Origin of the sequence: Pseudomonas sp. yb_9, from assembly GCF_043103635.1 — a bacterium.
GTDB lineage: Bacteria > Pseudomonadota > Gammaproteobacteria > Pseudomonadales > Pseudomonadaceae > Aquipseudomonas > Aquipseudomonas monteilii.
In genome coordinates, this window is sequence record NZ_JBICKA010000025.1 from 60,926 (window position 1) to 78,179 (window position 17,254).

Consider the following 17,254-nt stretch of genomic DNA (forward strand, 5'->3'; position numbering starts at 1 on the left):
ACCAGAGATACAGGGCATTTCTTACGCTTGCAGCAGAGGGTACGGCTTTCCACAAGCAAATATGACCGTTTCAGCCGGGCAAGAATTAACGATATCAGACTGCTTTCGCGCTACTTGGCTCTGCTACCCTTGCGCCGCTTTGCGAGCACCCTCCCCATAAAAAGGATCAGATCCATGACCAGTATCGTCGCAACCGGCTCTGTGGCCAGTGCGCCTGGCTTCCTGACGAAGGAACGCATCATCGCCCGCCCGGGCTTCAACCGCTGGCTGGTCCCGCCAGCCGCCCTGGCCATTCACCTGTGCATTGGCATGGCCTATGGTTTCTCGGTGTTCTGGTTGCCCCTTTCGCAAGCCCTCGGCATCACCGCGCCTGTCGCCTGTGCAGCGGACATGGGCTTCATGGCCCGTATGTTCAGCGCCGAATGCGACTGGCCGATCTCGATGCTGAGTTGGGTGTACACCCTGTTCTTTGTTTTCCTGGGGTGCTCGGCGGCCGTACTGGGCGGGTGGCTGGAGCACGCCGGCCCGCGCAAGGCCGGCCTGGTCTCGGCGCTGTGCTGGTGCGGCGGCATGCTGATCTCGGCCATTGGCGTGAAAACCCACCAGCTGTGGCTGATGTGGCTGGGCTCCGGTGTCATTGGCGGTATCGGCCTGGGGCTGGGCTATATCTCGCCCGTGTCGACGCTGATCAAATGGTTCCCTGACAAACGCGGCATGGCCACCGGCATGGCGATCATGGGCTTTGGCGGCGGTGCCATGGTGGGGGCACCACTGGCCACTGCGCTGATGGGGCACTTTGGCAATGAGCACGAAGTGGGCGTATGGCAGAGCTTCGTCGCCATGGCGGCGATCTACTTTGTATTCATGACCGCTGGCGCCCTGGCGTACCGCGTGCCGCCGACTGGCTGGAAGCCCGAAGGCTGGGTCGCTCCGGCCAGAAAAGCTGGCAATGCCATGGTCACCGACCGCCATGTGCACGTCAGTGTGGCCTGGAAAACCCCACAATTCGCCTTGATCTGGCTGGTGTTGTGCCTGAACGTGTCGGCCGGCATCGGCATTCTCGGCATGGCATCGCCACTCCTGCAGGAAGTGTTCGCGGGCAAATTGCTGGGCAACGAGCTGACGTTCAGTGAGCTGAATGCGGCTCAGTTGGCGCAGATTGCCGCGATTGCTGCCGGCTTTACCGGCCTGTTGAGCCTGTTCAACATCGGTGGGCGGTTCTTCTGGGCGTCGTTCTCCGACTACATCGGCCGCAAGAACACCTACTTCGCCTTCTTCGCCCTGGGTGTGGGCCTGTACAGCCTGGTGCCGAACATTGGGCACCTGGGTAACGTTGCGCTGTTCGTGGCGGCGTTCTGCATCATCCTTTCAATGTACGGCGGTGGTTTTGCCACGGTGTCGGCCTACCTGGCCGACCTGTTCGGTACGCAGATGGTCGGCGCCATTCATGGTCGCCTGCTGACCGCCTGGGCGGCGGCGGGGGTATTGGGGCCTGTGTTGATCACCTACCTGCGCGAATACCAACTGGCGGCGGGGGTTGAGCGTGCGGCGGCCTACGACATGACCCTGTACATCCTCGCCGGCCTGCTGGTACTGGGCTTTATCTGCAACATGCTGGTGCGGCCGGTGGCCGACAAGCACTTCATGAGCGATGCCGAACTGGCGGCCGAGCGAGCGTTGAGCCATGACAAAGGGGCCGACGGTGCGCGTTCGCTGGAGTGGAGAGCCGCACCGGGCAGCCTGCCGCTGGTGCTGTTGGCCTGGGCGGTGGTGGTTGTGCCGTTGGTCTGGGGGGTGTGGGTAACCTTGCAGAAAACTGCAGCGCTGTTCCACTGATCCCGGACATCGGGGTTGCAAAGCAGCCCCGATTACTTGCTTGTATAGACTTGTAACTGCATCCAGCCCCCGTAATTCCTCGTTTTGCCATATGTCATCCGCGTTTCAAGCTGGCGCGTTCTGGGCCTATAATGGAGCCCTTTTCGCCCCATGATTTTGCGGAGCTGGTGATGGTCGAACGTAAGGCTTCCGTCGAGCGCAATACCCTGGAAACCCAGGTCAAGTGCTCGATCAACCTCGATGGCAGTGGCAAGGCCCGATTCGATATCGGCGTGCCTTTCCTTGAACACATGCTGGACCAGATCGCCCGCCATGGGCTGATCGATCTGGATATCGAGTGCAAGGGTGACACGCATATCGACGATCACCATACCGTCGAAGACGTCGGTATCACCCTGGGCATGGCATTCGCCCAGGCCATCGGTGACAAGAAAGGCATCTTCCGCTACGGCCACGCCTACGTGCCGCTGGACGAAGCACTGTCGCGCGTAGTCATCGACTTCTCCGGCCGCCCAGGCCTGCAGATGCACGTACCTTACACCCGTGCCAGCGTCGGCGGCTTCGATGTCGACCTGTTCCAGGAGTTCTTCCAGGGCTTCGTCAACCACGCCCTGGTGACCCTGCACATCGACAACCTGCGTGGCCACAACACCCACCACCAGATCGAAACCGTGTTCAAGGCTTTTGGCCGCGCGTTGCGCATGGCCGTGACCCTCGACGAGCGCATGGCCGGGCAAATGCCGTCGACCAAAGGGTGCTTGTAAATGCAGACGGTAGCCGTAATCGACTATGGCATGGGCAACCTGCACTCGGTGGCCAAGGCGCTTGAGCACGTCGGCGCCGGCAAGGTGCTGGTCACCAGCGACGCTGCGGTCATCCGTGAAGCTGACCGCGTGGTGTTCCCGGGTGTAGGCGCGATCCGCGACTGCATGGCCGAAATCCGCCGCCTGGGCTTCGACAGCCTGGTGCGTGAAGTGAGCCAAGACCGTCCGTTCCTCGGCATCTGCGTCGGCATGCAGGCACTGCTGGAGCACAGCGAAGAGAACGACGGTGTCGACTGCATCGGCCTGTTCCCCGGGCAGGTGCGCTTCTTCGGCAAAGACCTGAAAGAAGACGGCGAGCACCTGAAGGTGCCGCACATGGGCTGGAACGAAGTGGGCCAGACCATCGACCACCCGCTGTGGCACGACATCCCCGACCGCGCGCGTTTCTACTTCGTGCACAGCTACTACATCAATGCCGGCAAGCCGGGCCAGGTGGTCGGTCGCGGCCATTACGGTGTCGATTTCGCCGCTGCGCTGGCCGATGGCTCGCGCTTTGCCGTGCAGTTCCACCCGGAGAAGAGCCATACCCATGGCCTGCAGTTGCTGCAGAACTTCGTCGCCTGGGACGGGCGCTGGTAAATGAGCAGGTCGAAGACCAAGGCCCCGGTCATTACCCTGGCCCCCGAGCAGGAGCGCGACGCGCTCGACACCCTCAAGCGCTTCCTCGAAGACCGTTTCGAGCTGCAGCTGGGGTCGTTCGAGGTGGCCGAGGTCCTCGAGCTGTTCAGCAAAGAAATTGCACCCCATTACTACAACAGGGCGATTGCCGATGTTCAGCTGCACCTCAAGGAGCGGTTCGAGAGCATCGAAAGTGATCTGTGGGCGCTCGAGAAGCCCTGAAACCCTAAGAACAGACAGGTTCCCAAGATGCTGATTATCCCCGCTATCGATCTGAAGGACGGCGCCTGCGTGCGCCTGCGCCAGGGCCGCATGGAAGACTCCACGGTATTTTCCGACGACCCGGTAAGCATGGCCGCCAAGTGGGTCGAGGGTGGCTGCCGCCGCCTGCACCTAGTCGACCTCAACGGCGCTTTCGAAGGCCAGCCTGTCAACGGTGAAGTGGTCACCGCCATCGCCAAGCGCTACCCGACCCTGCCGATCCAGATCGGCGGCGGCATCCGCTCGCTGGAAACCATCGAGCACTACGTCAAGGCTGGCGTCAGCTACGTCATCATCGGCACCAAGGCGGTCAAAGAGCCGGAGTTCGTGGCCGAAGCGTGCAAGGCCTTCCCGGGCAAGGTCATTGTTGGCCTGGATGCCAAAGACGGCTTCGTTGCCACCGATGGCTGGGCCGAAGTCAGCGCGGTTCAGGTTATCGACCTGGCCAAGCGTTTCGAGGCGGATGGCGTGTCGTCGATCGTTTACACCGACATCGCCAAGGACGGCATGATGCAGGGCTGCAACGTGCCGTTCACCAAGGCACTGGCCGAGGCCACCCGCATTCCGGTAATCGCCTCGGGCGGCATCCACAACCTGGGCGACATCAAGGCCCTGCTGGACGCCAAGGCCCCGGGCATCATCGGCGCCATTACCGGCCGTGCCATCTACGAAGGCACCCTCGATGTCGCCGAGGCCCAGGCCTTCTGCGACAACTACCAAGGCTGAGGACTGAACCATGGCACTGGCCAAGCGCATCATCCCTTGCCTGGACGTGGACAACGGCCGGGTGGTCAAGGGCGTCAAGTTCGAGAACATCCGTGATGCTGGCGACCCGGTGGAAATCGCCCGTCGCTACGACGAGCAGGGTGCCGATGAAATCACCTTCCTCGACATCACCGCCAGCGTCGATGGCCGCGACACCACCCTGCATACCGTCGAGCGCATGGCCAGCCAGGTGTTCATCCCGCTGACCGTGGGCGGTGGCGTGCGGACCGTGCAGGATATTCGCAACCTGCTCAACGCTGGTGCCGACAAGGTATCGATCAACACGGCGGCGGTGTTCAACCCGGAGTTTGTGGGCGAGGCCGCTGACCGTTTCGGCTCGCAGTGCATCGTTGTCGCCATCGATGCCAAGAAGGTGTCCGGGCCGGGTGAAGCACCGCGCTGGGAAATCTTCACCCACGGTGGGCGCAAGCCGACCGGGCTGGATGCAGTCGAGTGGGCGAAGAAGATGGAAGGCCTGGGGGCTGGCGAGATCCTGCTGACCAGCATGGACCAGGACGGCATGAAGAACGGCTTTGACCTGGGCGTTACCCGGGCCATCAGCGATGCGCTGGGTATTCCGGTGATTGCTTCGGGTGGTGTGGGTAACCTGCAGCACCTGGCTGACGGTATTCTGGAAGGGCATGCCAGTGCGGTGCTGGCGGCCAGTATCTTCCACTTTGGTGAGTACACGGTGCCTGAGGCAAAAGCCTACATGGCTTCGCGCGGCATCGTCGTTCGCTGACAGATTGATTGGGGCCGCAACGCGGCCCCAATTGCATCACCCGTGATTCTTGCCGAGCAGCGCGTGATAAAGCTCGGTATCCCCAAGAATCCCCACCACCCGGTCGTTATCCTGCAACACCAGCTTGTTGCCCGTCTGATAACGAATCTGCAGCGCTTCGCGCATGCCGATGTCGGCGTGCACCACCGTTGGCTTGCGCTGCAGCAGCTCCACATCCTGCCCCGGTGCCCAGTTCTGCATGTCCAGCCCGTTTTGGCCCTGGCGTGCACGCTTGAGCGCGCCACCTTCGCCCAGGTCCAGCCACGAATCGATACCCGGGTCCAGGCACACTGAGCCGTTCACCCGTTTGCAGTTGTCCAGGCTGCGCATCAGGCTGCGACCGCACAGCACGTTCAGCGGGTTGGTGTGGGCAACGAAGGTACGCACGTATTCGTCGGCCGGGTTGAGCACGATTTCTTCCGGCTTGCTGTACTGGATGATCCGCCCGTCTTTCATGATGGCGATGCGGGTACCCAGTTTCAGGGCTTCGTCCAGGTCGTGGCTGACGAACACGATGGTCTTGTTCAGCTTGCTCTGCAGGGTCAGCAGTTCGTCCTGCAGGCCTTGGCGGATCAGCGGGTCGAGGGCCGAGAACGGTTCGTCCATCAGCAAGATGTCGGCATCCATCGCCAGCGCCCGGGCCAGGCCTACACGCTGCTGCATGCCGCCAGACAACTCGTCGGGCTTCTTGTTGCGCCATTGGGTCAGGCCCACCAGCTCCAGCTTTTCGTCGACCAGCTTGCGCCGCTCTTTCTCTGGGCGGCCCTGCATTTCCAGGCCAAAGCTGATGTTCTCGCGCACCGTCAGCCAGGGCATAAGGGCGAATTTCTGGAACACCATGGCAATGCGCTTGGTGCGCATCATCTTCAGCTCGGCCGGTGTGCAGTGGGCAATGTCGATGTGCTTGCCTTCGTGCTCGACGAACAACTTGCCGCGGCTGACGGTGTTCAGGCCGTTGATGCAGCGCAGCAGGCTCGACTTGCCCGAGCCGGACAGGCCCATGAGTACACAGATTTCGCCCTTGTTGATATCCAGGTTGGCTTTTTCGACGCCCACCACCAGGCCGGTCTGCTTGAGGATCTGCTCGCGGGTCTTGCCTTGATCCAGCAGCGACAGCGCCTCGCGCGGCTTGTTGGAGAAAATGACGTCGACGTCTTCGAAACGAATGATGCTCATGCCTCACCCCTTACCGGCAGTTCCGGTTGCTTGCAGATACGGTCGAGCATGATCGCCAGCAGCACGATCGCCAGGCCCGCTTCGAAGCCCAGGGAGATATCGGCGGTGTTCAGTGCGTTGACCACAGGTTTGCCCAAGCCGTCCGCGCCGACCAGGGCGGCAATGACCACCATCGACAGCGACAGCATGATGCACTGGGTGACGCCGGCAGCGATGCTTGGCATGGCGTGCGGCAGTTCGATACGGGTAAGCAGCTGGCGGCGCGAGCAGCCGAACGCTTTACCCGCGTCCATCAGCTCTTGCGGCACATCGCAGATGCCCAGGTAGGTGAGGCGGATAGGCGCGGCGATAGCGAACACCACGGTAGAGATCAGCCCCGGTACCACACCCAGGCCGAACAGGGTCAGGGTAGGGATCAGGTAGACGAAGGTGGGCACCGTCTGCATCAAGTCCAGCACCGGGCGCATGGCGGTGTAAAACATGGGTTTGTGTGCGGCAAGGATGCCCAGCGGCACGCCGATCACCACGCACACCACCGTGGCGAAGGTCACCTGCGCCAGGGTTTCCATGGTTTCCTGCCAGTAACCCAGGTTGAGGATCAGCAGGAACGACAGGGCAACGAACACGGTCAGCGCCCATTTGCGTTGGATCAGGTGCGCCAGGGCGGCGAACAGCGCGATGAGTACGAATGGGTTGAACCAGGTCAGGGCACTGGTGACCCCATGGATCATGAATTCCAGGCCTTGGGCGATAGCATCGAAGTAGTTGGCGCCGTTCTGGGTCAACCACTCGACAAATGAGGCGATGTACTGCCCCAGGGGTATTTTCTGATCGATAAGCATGATAGCGAGCTTCCACCTGCATAGATTGAAATCAACCCGGGGCAGGCACGGTCCTGCCCCGAGGTAGCGCTATTGCGTAGTACGTTATTGCGCGAGTTTGGCCTTGGCTGCCTCAAGGCCCGGTTTGCCATCCACAGTGGTCACGCCGGCCAGCCAGGCATCCAGCTTGCCCGGGTTGTCCTTGAGCCATTTCTTGGCGGCGGCCTCGGGTTTCATCTTGTCGTCCAGGACATAGCCCATCATGGTGCTTTCATCCTTGAGCTCGAACGACAGGTTCTTCAACAGCTGGCCGACGTTGCTGCACTCCTGCGTATAGCCCTTGCGGGTGTTGGTCAACACGGTCGCCTTGCCGAAGTCGGGGCCGAAGAACTCGTCCCCACCGGTCAGGTACTGCATCTTGAAGCGGGTGTTCATCGGGTGCGGTTCCCAGCCCAGGAACACCAGCGCCTCGCCGCGTTTCTGCGCGCGGTCGACCTGCGACAGCATGCCGGCCTCGCTCGACTGCACGATCTTGAAGCCGGCGTCCTTCAGGCCGAAGGCGTTCTTGTCGATCATGCTCTGGATGGTGCGGTTGCCATCGTTGCCGGGCTCGATGCCGTAGATCTTGCCGTCCAGTTCCTTCTTGAACTTGGGAATGTCGCTGAAATCCTTAAGCCCCTTGTCGTACAGCGCCTGGGGTACCGCCAGGGTGTACTTGGCGTTTTCCAGGTTGGCGCGCACGGTTTCTACCGTGCCAGCGTCGCGGTACTGCTTGATGTCGTTCTCCATGGTCGGCATCCAGTTGCCGAGAAACACGTCCAGGTCCTTGCCGGTGGCCAGCGACTTGTAGGTCACCGGTACCGAGATCATGGTGGTGTGGGTCTTGTAACCCAGTGCTTCAAGCACAACGCTGGTGGTGGCGGTCGTGACCGTGATGTCGGTCCAGCCGACATCGGAGAAACGTACCGTCTGGCACTGCTCGGGCTCTGCGGCCTGGGCCAGCAACGGCGCGGACAGCAACGCAACCAGCAACAGCGAGGGTGAACCTTTCATGGATGGACTCCTGTGATTTTGTCTTCGGGTTCGCGTGGGTCGCCGGGCTTTCTCAGGGTCCGGTCGACCAGGCCTGCAGAGGGCAGGATGCGTGGCCGTGCTTTACGAGTCGCTTTCGATAATCCTCCAGCGCCGGGCAATCGCCTACTGGTGGGGTCGTAACCAGTACGGAACGGGTCGTATCCAGTATGGGCGATGTCGCTTATGGATTTTTCCACCCCTTCAGCCGCATTTTTACGTCACCAGGCCGCCGGAAAACGGCGAGGTGAGCGCTGCTCGCCCTGTAAAAAACGCGCGGCGCTGCTGGACAAAAGTACGTCGGTTGCAGACGGCGAGGGGGGCGGTAAAAGCCCGATGATGCTGGCATTCAAGGCGGCCCGCTGTTTGAGCCTAGCAGCTGCCCCGCCCTGCGCATGGCGCGCAGAGACAAGCCCAGCAAGAGGTGATTCGACAATGGCCATCAGCGTGTTCGACCTGTTCAAGATCGGTGTCGGGCCTTCCAGCTCCCACACCGTCGGCCCCATGCGTGCTGGCGCCCTGTTCGTCCAGGGCCTGCGCGAACGCGGCGAGCTGGAGCGTGTTAAGCGGATCGAAGTGCGCCTGTACGGCTCGCTGTCGGCCACCGGTATCGGTCATGGCACCGACAACGCCACCATCATGGGCCTGATGGGCGAATGGCCTGACGCCATCGACCCCACCCAGATCGTGCCGCGTATCGCCGACCTGCGTGAAACCAACACCCTGCAGCTGGATAACCGCCTGCCCATCGAGTTTGTCTGGGCTCGCGACATGCTGCTGCTGGACGAGAATCTGCCGTACCACCCCAACGCCATGACCTTGATTGCCGAAGGCGAGCAGGGCGAGCTGCACCGCGATACCTATTACTCGGTGGGTGGCGGCTTCGTGGTCGATGCCGCCCAGGCCGCCAGTGGCGTGCTGGACGCCGACCAGACGGTGCTGCCGTACGATTTCAACAGCGCCGCCGAGCTGCTGCGCCTGTGCAAGCAAAACGACCTCAGCGTGTCGCAATTGATGATGGCCAACGAGAAGGTCTGGCGCAGCGAGGAAGAAATCCGCGCCGGCCTGCACAAGCTCTGGGAAGCCATGCAGGAATGCGTCAACAATGGCCTTAAGTACGAAGGCACGCTGCCCGGCGGGCTGAATGTGCGCCGCCGCGCCGCCAAGCTGCACCGCAGCCTGCAGGAAGCCGGCAAGCCCAATGTGATCGGCTCGACCATGAGCGCCATGGAGTGGGTCAACCTGTTCGCGCTGGCGGTCAATGAAGAAAACGCAGCCGGCGGGCGCATGGTCACCGCGCCTACCAATGGCGCGGCCGGCATTATCCCGGCGGTGTTGCATTACTACATGCGCTTCAGCGACGCGGTAAACGAGTCCAATGTGGTGGAGTACTTCCTCGCGGCGGCCGCTGTGGGCATCTTGTGCAAGAAGAACGCGTCGATTTCCGGTGCCGAAGTGGGATGCCAGGGCGAGGTTGGCTCCGCTTGCGCCATGGCCGCTGCTGGCTTGGCCGAGGTGCTTGGCGCCACCCCGCCACAGGTGGAAAACGCCGCTGAAATCGCCCTGGAGCACAACCTTGGCCTGACCTGCGATCCGGTCGGCGGGTTGGTACAGGTGCCGTGCATCGAGCGCAATGCGATTGCGGCAGTAAAGGCCATCAACGCAGTGCAGATGGCCCTGCGCGGTGACGGCGAACACTTCATCTCCCTCGATCAGGTGATCCGCACCATGCGCGACACCGGCGCCGATATGCACGACAAGTACAAAGAAACCTCCCGCGGTGGCCTGGCGGTCAGCGCTATCGAATGCTGATGCGCCGATTTTGATCTGGCTACCACACGACGCCCCATTCTGGGGCGTTTGTGTTTCTGCCAGTCGCGTGCCGGTCGTCGGATGTCGTTATCGGTGCTAGCGTTGTCGGTGACACTCAAGAGTGTCGTTTCTGGGCAACTTACACTGCGCGTGTCACCAAATTGCTCAGCCGTTACACGCACGGCGCCTAGCACGCCCGTTTGCGTATACCGGGCCAACTCGATCAAAGCACCTGATTTGCCGAACAAAGGCGTCGTTTTCAGGTTTTTTTGGACAGCCGTTCAATTTCAGGCACGGCGTTTGCGTTGAGATTGGCAACCAAGCCCCGGCACATGAACCGGGGCCATAACAAGAAATCAGTGCCCGCCTGAGGCACACCCTGCATTTGTGTGAGGAGAAATCGCGATGACGTCGTACACCTCCGGGAACCCAACCCAGAACCGCACAACACCCCAGTCCATCGGGTTTCTTCTATTGGACAATTTCACCCTGATTTCCCTGGCATCAGCCGTTGAGCCGCTGCGCATGGCCAACCAGCTGTCCGGCCGCGAGCTGTACCGCTGGCATACCCTGACCGTCGATGGCGGCCAGGTGTGGGCCAGCGATGGCTTGCAGATCACCCCGGACGCCGCCATCAATAATGCACCGCCCATCGACACCGTGATTGTCTGCGGGGGGGTTGGCATTCAACGTTCGGTCACCCGTGAGCACGTTACCTGGCTGCAAGCTCAGGCTCGTCAGTCGCGCCGTCTTGGTGCGGTGTGCACCGGCAGCTGGGCACTGGCCTGTGCCGGCCTGCTCGACGGCTTCGATTGCAGCGTGCATTGGGAATGCCTGGCGGCAATGCAGGAAGCCTTCCCACGCGTGAACATGAGCACCCGCCTGTTCACCCTCGACCGCAACCGCTTCACCAGCTCTGGCGGCACCGCGCCGCTGGACATGATGTTGCACCTGATCAGCCGCGACCATGGCCGCGAGCTGTCGGCAGCGATTTCCGAGATGTTCGTTTACGAGCGCATCCGCAACGAGCAGGACCACCAGCGTGTGCCGCTCAAGCACATGCTCGGCACCAACCAGCCGAAGCTGCAGGAAATCGTCGCGCTCATGGAGGCCAACCTCGAAGAGCCGATCGACCTGGACGAGCTGGCGGTGTACGTGTCGGTTTCGCGTCGGCAGCTTGAGCGGTTGTTCCAGAAGTACCTACATTGCTCGCCGTCGCGCTACTACCTGAAACTGCGCCTGATTCGTGCACGGCAGTTGCTCAAGCAAACGCCAATGTCGATCATCGAAGTGGCGTCGGTATGCGGTTTTGTGTCTACGCCACACTTCTCCAAGTGCTACCGCGAGTACTTCGGCATTCCGCCGCGTGACGAGCGTGTGGGCTCCAATACCGCGCAACAGGTGGCGATGATGCCGATTCCACAGGCCATGACCCTGTCGCCGCACAGTGGGCCTATGGCCGCTCTGAGCCAGGCGCGCAACGAGTCGACATTTGCCAGCGTAAGGCTCTGAAACAGCGCGGGCCCCTTCGCGGGCAAGCCCGCTCCCACAGGTATCGCACCGCTTTCGAATCCGGTGCAGTGCCTGTGGGAGCGGGCTTGCCCGCGAAGAGGCCAGTACAGGAAAAATCAGTTAAGCGCGTTTGTTGAATTGCGCCAGCGCGGGTAACAGCTGTTTGTCGATCGCCTGGCGTACCGCCGGCAGGATGGTCGCGCTACCGGTATACATCTGCTCCACCATCCCCTTCAGCGCCCGCGCATTCGGCTCGGTCAGCCCACGCACCACCGCCTCGCAAGCCTGTTCGGCACTGGCCCCGGCCGGAATCTCGAACCCGCGTGCGCGCAGGTGGCCTGCCAGGTCGTCCTGATCAATCAAATCCGCATGCATCATGGCTGTTGTCCCTTTTATCGCTAAGAGAGTGCTGCTGTGATTTACGACCGATTCTGTGACGACGGCGACATGCCCGCAACAACAAGATGCCGGCATGGCTGCTTTGGCTAAGAACAGGTCGTTTACGGCTAAATCCACCTGGCGGGAACTGCGCACACTCAAGCCATCTACAGCAACCGAGGGTTTGGTCACCCTCATTCATGCACAGTGGATGTTGCTCGCTCTTGGCCCCGGATGCTCACGGCTTTCCGGGGTTATTTTTTTGCAAGGCTGATCACACGGCCTACATAAACGGGCGCTTGAAGTTGACGTTGTTCGTCCACTAGTCCCTGTAGTAACCCCGTGCTGTGCTCGCTGAACGGCACCGACGTCGGCCCCGCCAGATCTACATGCAGCAACATCTGCTCACTGGCCGCCAGCGCCTCTTCGAACCCGGCCCGGTGCAGGCTGTGGTACACCTGCAGACGCTTGCGATCAAAGCCGATGATCTGCGTCTGCACCCATACCTCGGTGCCCAGTTTCACTTCATGCAGGTAGTTGATGTGCGCTTCCAGGGTGAACAGCGAGTTGCCGCTCTGCCCACGGCTGTCGGCATCCAGGCCGATGCGCTCCATCAGTGCATCGGTGGCATAGCTGAAGATCAGCAGGTAGAAGGCATCGCGCAGATGCCCGTTGTAGTCGACCCAGTCCTCCTGGACTGGGGTGCGGTAAGTGATGAGTGCGGGCATCAAGGTTTCCTCAATCGCTGAACGACATGCCGTGCGTTTCTTTGCTGGCCTTCACGGCTTCAAGGACCGCCAGCAGGGTGTCATCACGATAGCGCTCCAGCGCGGCGATGCTGCGTTCGCCCAGTTGCTCTGCCGTGCCGTCCACCACATCGTCGATCAGCTTGTCGGTCAGTTCCGGTGCTGGCAGGTAGGTCCAGGGCAGTTTGAGTGCCGGGCCGAACTGCGACATGAAGTGACGCATGCCCGCGTCGCCACCGGCCAGGGTATAGGTGAGGAAGGTGCCCATGAACGACCAGCGAAGGCCCGCGCCGAAGCGGATCGCGTCGTCGATTTCACCGGTAGTTGCAACGCCGTCGTTGACCAGGTGCAGGGCCTCGCGCCACAGCGCTTCGAGCAGGCGATCGGCAATGAAGCCGGGGACTTCCTTGCGCACATGCAGCGGGCGCATGCCAAGAGTGGTGTAGATGGTCTTTGCCGCCTCGATGGCTTCAGGCGCGGTGCGGTTGCCACCGACGATTTCGACCAGCGGCAACAGGTACACCGGGTTGAACGGGTGGCCCACCACGCAGCGCTCTGGGTGGGTGGAAGATTCATAGAACTCGCTGGGCAACAGGCCTGAAGTACTGGAGCCAATGATGGCATCAGGTTTTGCAGCGGCGCTTATCTTGGCGTGCAGGTCGAGCTTGAGGTCCAGCCGCTCTGGCGCGCTTTCCTGAATGAAATCGGCGTCGCGCACGCACTCCTCGATGGTGGCAACGAACTTCAGGCGGTCTTGTGATGCACCGACCGCCAGGCCCTGCTTCTCAAGCGCGGGCCAGGCATTGGCAATACGCTTGCGCAGCGCCTGTTCGGCGCCTGGTGCCGGGTCCCAGGCGACTACGTCGAGGCCGTGGGCCAAGGCGCGGGCGACCCAGCCGCTGCCGATCACGCCGCTACCCAGGGCGGCGAAGGTCTTGATCTCGGTGATGAAGGGCATGCGAATTCTCCTGATGGTTTCAGCGGCGCTTGAGGTTCATTTTTTCCCGGCCTTCGGCTGGGGTCAGTACACGGGCGCCAAGGCGCGAGATGATCTCCACGGCGCGTTCGACCAACTGGCCGTTGCTGGCCAGCACGCCACGGTCCAGGTAGAGGTTGTCCTCCAGGCCCACCCGCACGTTGCCGCCCAGCAGCACGGCCTGGGCCGCCATCGGCATTTGCATGCGGCCGATACCGAAGCCGGCCCAGGTGACGTTGGCTGGCAGGTTGTCGACCATGGCTTTCATGGTGGTGGTGTCGGCCGGGGCGCCCCACGGGATGCCCAGGCACAGCTGGAACAGCGGGTCGTCAAGCAGGCCTTCTTTCATCATTTGCTTGGCGAACCACAGGTGGCCGGTGTCGAAGATTTCCAGTTCGGCTTTCACGCCCAGTTCGGTGATGCGTTTGGCGCCAGCGCGCAGTTGCGCCGGGGTGGAAACGTAGATGGAGTTGCCGTCGCCGAAGTTGAGCGTGCCGCAGTCGAGGGTGCAAATTTCCGGTAGCAGGGCTTCGACGTGAGCCAGGCGTTCCAGTGGGCCGATCAGGTCGGTGCCTGGGCCGAACTCCAGCGGCGTTTCGCCGGGGCCGATTTCCAGGTCGCCACCCATGCCGGCGGTAAGGTTGACGATGATGTCCACGTCGGCTTCGCGGATGCGCTCCATGACTTCACGGTACAGCGCCACGTCGCGGCTGAAACGGCCGGTTTGCGGGTCGCGGACGTGGCAGTGGACGACGGTGGCGCCGGCTTTGGCAGCCTCTACGGCGGCTTCGGCGATCTGTTTGGGGGTGACCGGGACCAGGTGGCTTTTCGAGGCGGTGTCGCCAGCGCCGGTGAGGGCACAGGTGATGATGACGTCGTGGTTCATGGTGTGTTCCTTGTGGTGTCTGTGCTTGGCTTTTCGCGGGCATGCCCGCTCCCGCAGGATCAATGTGATCCTGAGTGTGGAGCTGTACCTGTGGGAGCGGGCGCGCCCGCGAAAGGGCCCAGTCAGTTGGCAGTGAGCTTGAGGTTGTCCGCAGCCGGCTTGCCATCGAAGGTGGTCACACCTTCCAGCCAGCGGGCCTTGTCCTCGGGGTGGTCTTTCAGCCACTGGCGGGCCGATTCCAGCGCGTCCTTGTGGTCGAGCAGCGGCTGCATCATGCGGCTCTCGTCCTCGGCGCTGAAGTTCAGGTTGGCCAGCAGGCGGTGGGCGTTGGGGCAGCGTTCGGCGTAGTCCGGCGCGGTCACCGTCCATACCGTTGCGCGGCCTTCGTCCGGGCCGAGCGCATCCTGGCTGTCGCCCAGGTAGGCCATGTCGATGTTCACGTTCATCGGGTGCGGCGCCCAGCCGAAGAACACCACGGCTTCCTGGCGGCGTACGGCGCGGTCGACGGCGGCGAGCATGCCGGCCTCGCTGGACTCGACCAGCTGGAACTTGCCCAGGTCGAACTGGTTCTTCGTGATCATCGCCTTGATCTGGGTGTTGGCGCCGGAGCCCGGTTCGATGCCATAGATCTTGCCGCCCAGCTCTTTCTCGAACTTGTGGATGTCGGCGAAGGTCTTCAAACCCTTGTCGTAGAGGTATTTCGGTACGGCCAGGGTGGCGCGTGCGTCTTCCAGGCTGGGTTTCTCCAGTACCTTGACCTGGTTGGCGTCGATGAACGGGGTGATGGTCTGGGTCATGATCGGGTTCCAGTAACCCAGGAACATGTCCAGGCGTTTGTCGCGGATGCCGGCGAAGATGATCTGCTGCGAGGCGCTGGTCTGTTTGGTCTGGTAGCCCAGGCCATCGAGCAGCACCTGGGCCATGGCGCTGGTGGCGATGACGTCGGTCCAGTTGACCACGCCCAGGCGGACGTTCTTGCAGGCCGCAGGTTCAGCGGCGTAAAGCGGGGAGGTGGCGATGCTGCTCAGGGCAAGGGTCAACAGGCTGCGGCGGATCAAGCTGTGCATGGTGGCTCTCCATCGGCAGTGCATATTGTTATGGGGTTCCGACCTCTCTGGGCCGTGTGAACACGCTACGCTGCTGGCAGGGTGAAAAATCGCACCCTGGCGACCAACAGTTGCACGGAGGCGACCACCTTTGCCGTGGAGCATGCAATGCCGCAAATCATTCATTTCCTGCTGTTACCCGGTTTTTCGGCCATGGGCTTCATCAGTGCCCTGGAGCCATTGCGGGTAGCCAACCGCTTCAAGGGGCCTTCGTATCGCTGGCAGGTGTTGAGCCTGGATGGTGGGGCGGTGCAGGCCAGCAACGGCATGTCGGTGAACGCCGATGCGGCGTTGGCGGCAGGGGAGCCAGCCGGCACTTTGTTGATTGTGGCTGGCTTCGACCCCCTGGCCTGCTATGGGCCGACACTGCAGCAGGCGCTAAGGCGCCTGGACCATGACGGGGTGATTCTGGGTGGCATCGATACCGGCGCCGTCGTATTGGCCGAGGCCGGCTTGCTCGACGGCCACCGCGCCACCGTGCATTGGGAGGCGCTGGAAGCGTTCAAGGAAAACTACCCAAGCTTGCAGGCGACCCAGGAGTTGTTCGAGATCGACCGTCGGCGCATCACCTGCGCGGGCGGCACTGCTTCGATCGACCTGATGCTCGACCTGATTGCCCAGGCCCACGGCAGTGAGCTGGCAGTGCAGGTGTCGGAGCAGTTCGTGCTCGGGCGTATCCGTCAGCGACAGGACCACCAGCGCATGCAGATCGCCAGTCGCTATGGCATCAGCAACAAGAAGCTGGTGAAGGTAATTGGGGAAATGGAGCGCAACACCGAACAGCCACTCAATACCCAGGTGCTGGCCGAGGCGGTGCAGGTGACCCGGCGGCAGCTGGAGCGGCTGTTTCGCGTACATCTGAACGACACGCCAAGCGGGTTCTATCTGCGGCTGCGGCTGGACAAGGCGCGGCAGTTGTTGCGCCAGACTGACATGAGCGTGCTTGAGGTGGGGGTGGCTTGCGGGTTCGAGTCGGCTTCCTACTTTACCCGCTGTTACCGGGCGCGCTATCAGCGTTGCCCGCGAGAAGACAGGTTGGCCAGGGCTGTATGAGTGTTGCCTGTACCGGCCTCTTCGCGGGCAAGCCCGCACACAGGATTACCTCAGGGCAGAAGAATGTGGGGTCCCTGTGGGAGCGGGCTTGCCCGCGAAGAGGCCGGTGCAGTCTTACTGCTGACCAATGCTCTGCAAATACTCCGACCGGTCATCACTGCGCTGCGCCACACAGGTATCCCAAGCTGCCTGGAACGCCTTGCTCCCTGGCTTCTCGGCATACGTCTCAACCTTGCAATCGGCATCACGCAACTGCGTCCACAGCTTCTCTGCTGCATCCATACGCCCCACCAGCGCGGTAGCCTGGTCGCCCTCATCGGCATACTGGTCGCGAATACGCTGGATCAAGTCATCGTATGCCGCTTTCAGCTCCCGCTCGGCAGTCTGCTTGTTGAACGCAGCGCACGCGTAGGTCTGCTGGTCGGTCTCGACGTTGTCGCACGGGGTGCTTTCTTCCTCGCCGGCCTGGGCGCCCGATACGACAGCCAGCAGTACCAGCCATGCCAATGATTTCATCCGTTTTCTCCTCAACAGGCTGACGAATCGCAGGGATTCTCGCTCAGCCGAAGGCAAGGCGGTAGCTCTCTGACGAAATGTTCATAAAACGGCCAGAAACGTCGTTATCGAGACTG

General features: G+C 62.0%; 18 protein-coding genes. 9 read left to right on the forward strand and 9 right to left on the reverse strand.

Going from position 1 to position 17,254, the window contains the following annotated elements:
- Positions 1 to 174: 174 nt before the first annotated feature.
- The 6 genes from ACF8MI_RS05630 to hisF all read left to right on the forward strand — a co-directional run bounded on the left by ACF8MI_RS05630 (position 175) and on the right by hisF (position 5,046).
- Entirely contained in the window at positions 175 to 1,836 is a 1,662-nt protein-coding gene (locus ACF8MI_RS05630) for an OFA family MFS transporter (RefSeq protein WP_200928995.1), read from the forward strand.
- A gap of 170 nt (positions 1,837 to 2,006) precedes the next feature.
- Positions 2,007 to 2,600, forward strand: coding sequence for an imidazoleglycerol-phosphate dehydratase HisB (gene hisB / locus ACF8MI_RS05635; RefSeq protein ID WP_009682881.1), 594 nt, complete (start codon positions 2,007 to 2,009; stop codon positions 2,598 to 2,600).
- Positions 2,601 to 3,239 (forward strand): imidazole glycerol phosphate synthase subunit HisH, encoded by a 639-nt coding sequence (hisH, locus tag ACF8MI_RS05640; RefSeq protein ID WP_016714499.1) that lies wholly within the window; start codon positions 2,601 to 2,603, stop codon positions 3,237 to 3,239.
- On the forward strand, positions 3,240 to 3,500 hold the full coding sequence (locus tag ACF8MI_RS05645; RefSeq protein WP_016714500.1) for a DUF2164 domain-containing protein: 261 nt from the start codon (positions 3,240 to 3,242) through the stop codon (positions 3,498 to 3,500).
- Positions 3,501 to 3,527: 27 nt separating this feature from the next.
- Positions 3,528 to 4,265, forward strand: coding sequence for a 1-(5-phosphoribosyl)-5-[(5-phosphoribosylamino)methylideneamino]imidazole-4-carboxamide isomerase (gene hisA / locus ACF8MI_RS05650; protein ID WP_016714501.1), 738 nt, complete (start codon positions 3,528 to 3,530; stop codon positions 4,263 to 4,265).
- 10 nt (positions 4,266 to 4,275) lie between these two features.
- Positions 4,276 to 5,046 carry an imidazole glycerol phosphate synthase subunit HisF gene (hisF, locus tag ACF8MI_RS05655; protein ID WP_003255729.1) on the forward strand — a complete coding sequence of 257 codons (771 nt, stop codon included), beginning with the start codon at positions 4,276 to 4,278 and terminating at the stop codon, positions 5,044 to 5,046.
- A 36-nt stretch (positions 5,047 to 5,082) separates the two neighbouring features.
- Here the strand turns inward: hisF and choV are convergent, their stop codons facing one another.
- The 3 genes from choV to ACF8MI_RS05670 all read right to left on the reverse strand — a co-directional run bounded on the left by choV (position 5,083) and on the right by ACF8MI_RS05670 (position 8,135).
- Entirely contained in the window at positions 5,083 to 6,261 is a 1,179-nt protein-coding gene (gene choV / locus ACF8MI_RS05660) for a choline ABC transporter ATP-binding protein (RefSeq protein ID WP_060499153.1), read from the reverse strand.
- Positions 6,258 to 7,106, reverse strand: a complete 849-nt coding sequence (gene choW, locus ACF8MI_RS05665; protein WP_174244689.1) for a choline ABC transporter permease subunit — start codon at positions 7,104 to 7,106, stop codon at positions 6,258 to 6,260. The genes choV and choW overlap by 4 nt, the downstream gene beginning before the upstream one ends.
- Before the next feature lie 81 nt (positions 7,107 to 7,187).
- Positions 7,188 to 8,135: a choline ABC transporter substrate-binding protein gene (locus tag ACF8MI_RS05670; protein WP_060499152.1), complete on the reverse strand. Its 948-nt coding sequence runs from the start codon at positions 8,133 to 8,135 to the stop codon at positions 7,188 to 7,190.
- Positions 8,136 to 8,588: 453 nt separating this feature from the next.
- Between ACF8MI_RS05670 and ACF8MI_RS05675 the strand changes: the two genes are divergently transcribed.
- Together ACF8MI_RS05675 and ACF8MI_RS05680 are read left to right on the forward strand one after the other, a co-directional pair.
- Positions 8,589 to 9,965, forward strand: coding sequence for an L-serine ammonia-lyase (locus ACF8MI_RS05675; RefSeq protein WP_104833592.1), 1,377 nt, complete (start codon positions 8,589 to 8,591; stop codon positions 9,963 to 9,965).
- Between the two features lie 405 nt (positions 9,966 to 10,370).
- Positions 10,371 to 11,477 (forward strand): GlxA family transcriptional regulator, encoded by a 1,107-nt coding sequence (locus tag ACF8MI_RS05680; protein ID WP_019096860.1) that lies wholly within the window; start codon positions 10,371 to 10,373, stop codon positions 11,475 to 11,477.
- A gap of 120 nt (positions 11,478 to 11,597) precedes the next feature.
- On the opposite strand, the gene ACF8MI_RS05685 is transcribed toward ACF8MI_RS05680, so the two are convergent.
- The 5 genes from ACF8MI_RS05685 to choX all read right to left on the reverse strand — a co-directional run bounded on the left by ACF8MI_RS05685 (position 11,598) and on the right by choX (position 15,530).
- Positions 11,598 to 11,855 carry a hypothetical protein gene (locus ACF8MI_RS05685; RefSeq protein ID WP_012270100.1) on the reverse strand — a complete coding sequence of 86 codons (258 nt, stop codon included), beginning with the start codon at positions 11,853 to 11,855 and terminating at the stop codon, positions 11,598 to 11,600.
- Positions 11,856 to 12,109: 254 nt separating this feature from the next.
- Positions 12,110 to 12,583 (reverse strand): thioesterase family protein, encoded by a 474-nt coding sequence (locus tag ACF8MI_RS05690; protein ID WP_200928996.1) that lies wholly within the window; start codon positions 12,581 to 12,583, stop codon positions 12,110 to 12,112.
- 10 nt (positions 12,584 to 12,593) lie between these two features.
- On the reverse strand, positions 12,594 to 13,559 hold the full coding sequence (locus ACF8MI_RS05695; protein ID WP_060499149.1) for an L-carnitine dehydrogenase: 966 nt from the start codon (positions 13,557 to 13,559) through the stop codon (positions 12,594 to 12,596).
- A gap of 19 nt (positions 13,560 to 13,578) precedes the next feature.
- Positions 13,579 to 14,463 carry a 3-keto-5-aminohexanoate cleavage protein gene (locus ACF8MI_RS05700; RefSeq protein WP_060499148.1) on the reverse strand — a complete coding sequence of 295 codons (885 nt, stop codon included), beginning with the start codon at positions 14,461 to 14,463 and terminating at the stop codon, positions 13,579 to 13,581.
- A gap of 122 nt (positions 14,464 to 14,585) precedes the next feature.
- Positions 14,586 to 15,530 carry a choline ABC transporter substrate-binding protein gene (choX, locus tag ACF8MI_RS05705; protein ID WP_060499147.1) on the reverse strand — a complete coding sequence of 315 codons (945 nt, stop codon included), beginning with the start codon at positions 15,528 to 15,530 and terminating at the stop codon, positions 14,586 to 14,588.
- Positions 15,531 to 15,677: 147 nt separating this feature from the next.
- On the opposite strand from choX, the gene ACF8MI_RS05710 reads away from it, so the two are divergent.
- Positions 15,678 to 16,622: a GlxA family transcriptional regulator gene (locus tag ACF8MI_RS05710; protein WP_104833588.1), complete on the forward strand. Its 945-nt coding sequence runs from the start codon at positions 15,678 to 15,680 to the stop codon at positions 16,620 to 16,622.
- Between the two features lie 114 nt (positions 16,623 to 16,736).
- On the opposite strand, the gene ACF8MI_RS05715 is transcribed toward ACF8MI_RS05710, so the two are convergent.
- Positions 16,737 to 17,138, reverse strand: a complete 402-nt coding sequence (locus ACF8MI_RS05715) for a lysozyme inhibitor LprI family protein (protein ID WP_104833586.1) — start codon at positions 17,136 to 17,138, stop codon at positions 16,737 to 16,739.
- Positions 17,139 to 17,254: the final 116 nt, after the last annotated feature.

What these genes read in the sequence shown, in the direction of transcription:
- ACF8MI_RS05630 (WP_200928995.1), top strand. Translation starts at nt 175, where the DNA reads ATGACCAGTATCGTCGCAACCGGCTCTGTGGCCAGTGCGCCTGGCTTC.
- hisB (WP_009682881.1), top strand. Translation starts at nt 2,007, where the DNA reads ATGGTCGAACGTAAGGCTTCCGTCGAGCGCAATACCCTGGAAACCCAG.
- hisH (WP_016714499.1), top strand. Translation starts at nt 2,601, where the DNA reads ATGCAGACGGTAGCCGTAATCGACTATGGCATGGGCAACCTGCACTCG.
- ACF8MI_RS05645 (WP_016714500.1), top strand. Translation starts at nt 3,240, where the DNA reads ATGAGCAGGTCGAAGACCAAGGCCCCGGTCATTACCCTGGCCCCCGAG.
- hisA (WP_016714501.1), top strand. Translation starts at nt 3,528, where the DNA reads ATGCTGATTATCCCCGCTATCGATCTGAAGGACGGCGCCTGCGTGCGC.
- hisF (WP_003255729.1), top strand. Translation starts at nt 4,276, where the DNA reads ATGGCACTGGCCAAGCGCATCATCCCTTGCCTGGACGTGGACAACGGC.
- choV (WP_060499153.1), bottom strand. Translation starts at nt 6,261, where the DNA reads ATGAGCATCATTCGTTTCGAAGACGTCGACGTCATTTTCTCCAACAAG.
- ACF8MI_RS05670 (WP_060499152.1), bottom strand. Translation starts at nt 8,135, where the DNA reads ATGAAAGGTTCACCCTCGCTGTTGCTGGTTGCGTTGCTGTCCGCGCCG.
- ACF8MI_RS05675 (WP_104833592.1), top strand. Translation starts at nt 8,589, where the DNA reads ATGGCCATCAGCGTGTTCGACCTGTTCAAGATCGGTGTCGGGCCTTCC.
- ACF8MI_RS05680 (WP_019096860.1), top strand. Translation starts at nt 10,371, where the DNA reads ATGACGTCGTACACCTCCGGGAACCCAACCCAGAACCGCACAACACCC.
- ACF8MI_RS05685 (WP_012270100.1), bottom strand. Translation starts at nt 11,855, where the DNA reads ATGATGCATGCGGATTTGATTGATCAGGACGACCTGGCAGGCCACCTG.
- ACF8MI_RS05690 (WP_200928996.1), bottom strand. Translation starts at nt 12,583, where the DNA reads ATGCCCGCACTCATCACTTACCGCACCCCAGTCCAGGAGGACTGGGTC.
- ACF8MI_RS05695 (WP_060499149.1), bottom strand. Translation starts at nt 13,559, where the DNA reads ATGCCCTTCATCACCGAGATCAAGACCTTCGCCGCCCTGGGTAGCGGC.
- ACF8MI_RS05700 (WP_060499148.1), bottom strand. Translation starts at nt 14,463, where the DNA reads ATGAACCACGACGTCATCATCACCTGTGCCCTCACCGGCGCTGGCGAC.
- choX (WP_060499147.1), bottom strand. Translation starts at nt 15,530, where the DNA reads ATGCACAGCTTGATCCGCCGCAGCCTGTTGACCCTTGCCCTGAGCAGC.
- ACF8MI_RS05710 (WP_104833588.1), top strand. Translation starts at nt 15,678, where the DNA reads ATGCCGCAAATCATTCATTTCCTGCTGTTACCCGGTTTTTCGGCCATG.
- ACF8MI_RS05715 (WP_104833586.1), bottom strand. Translation starts at nt 17,138, where the DNA reads ATGAAATCATTGGCATGGCTGGTACTGCTGGCTGTCGTATCGGGCGCC.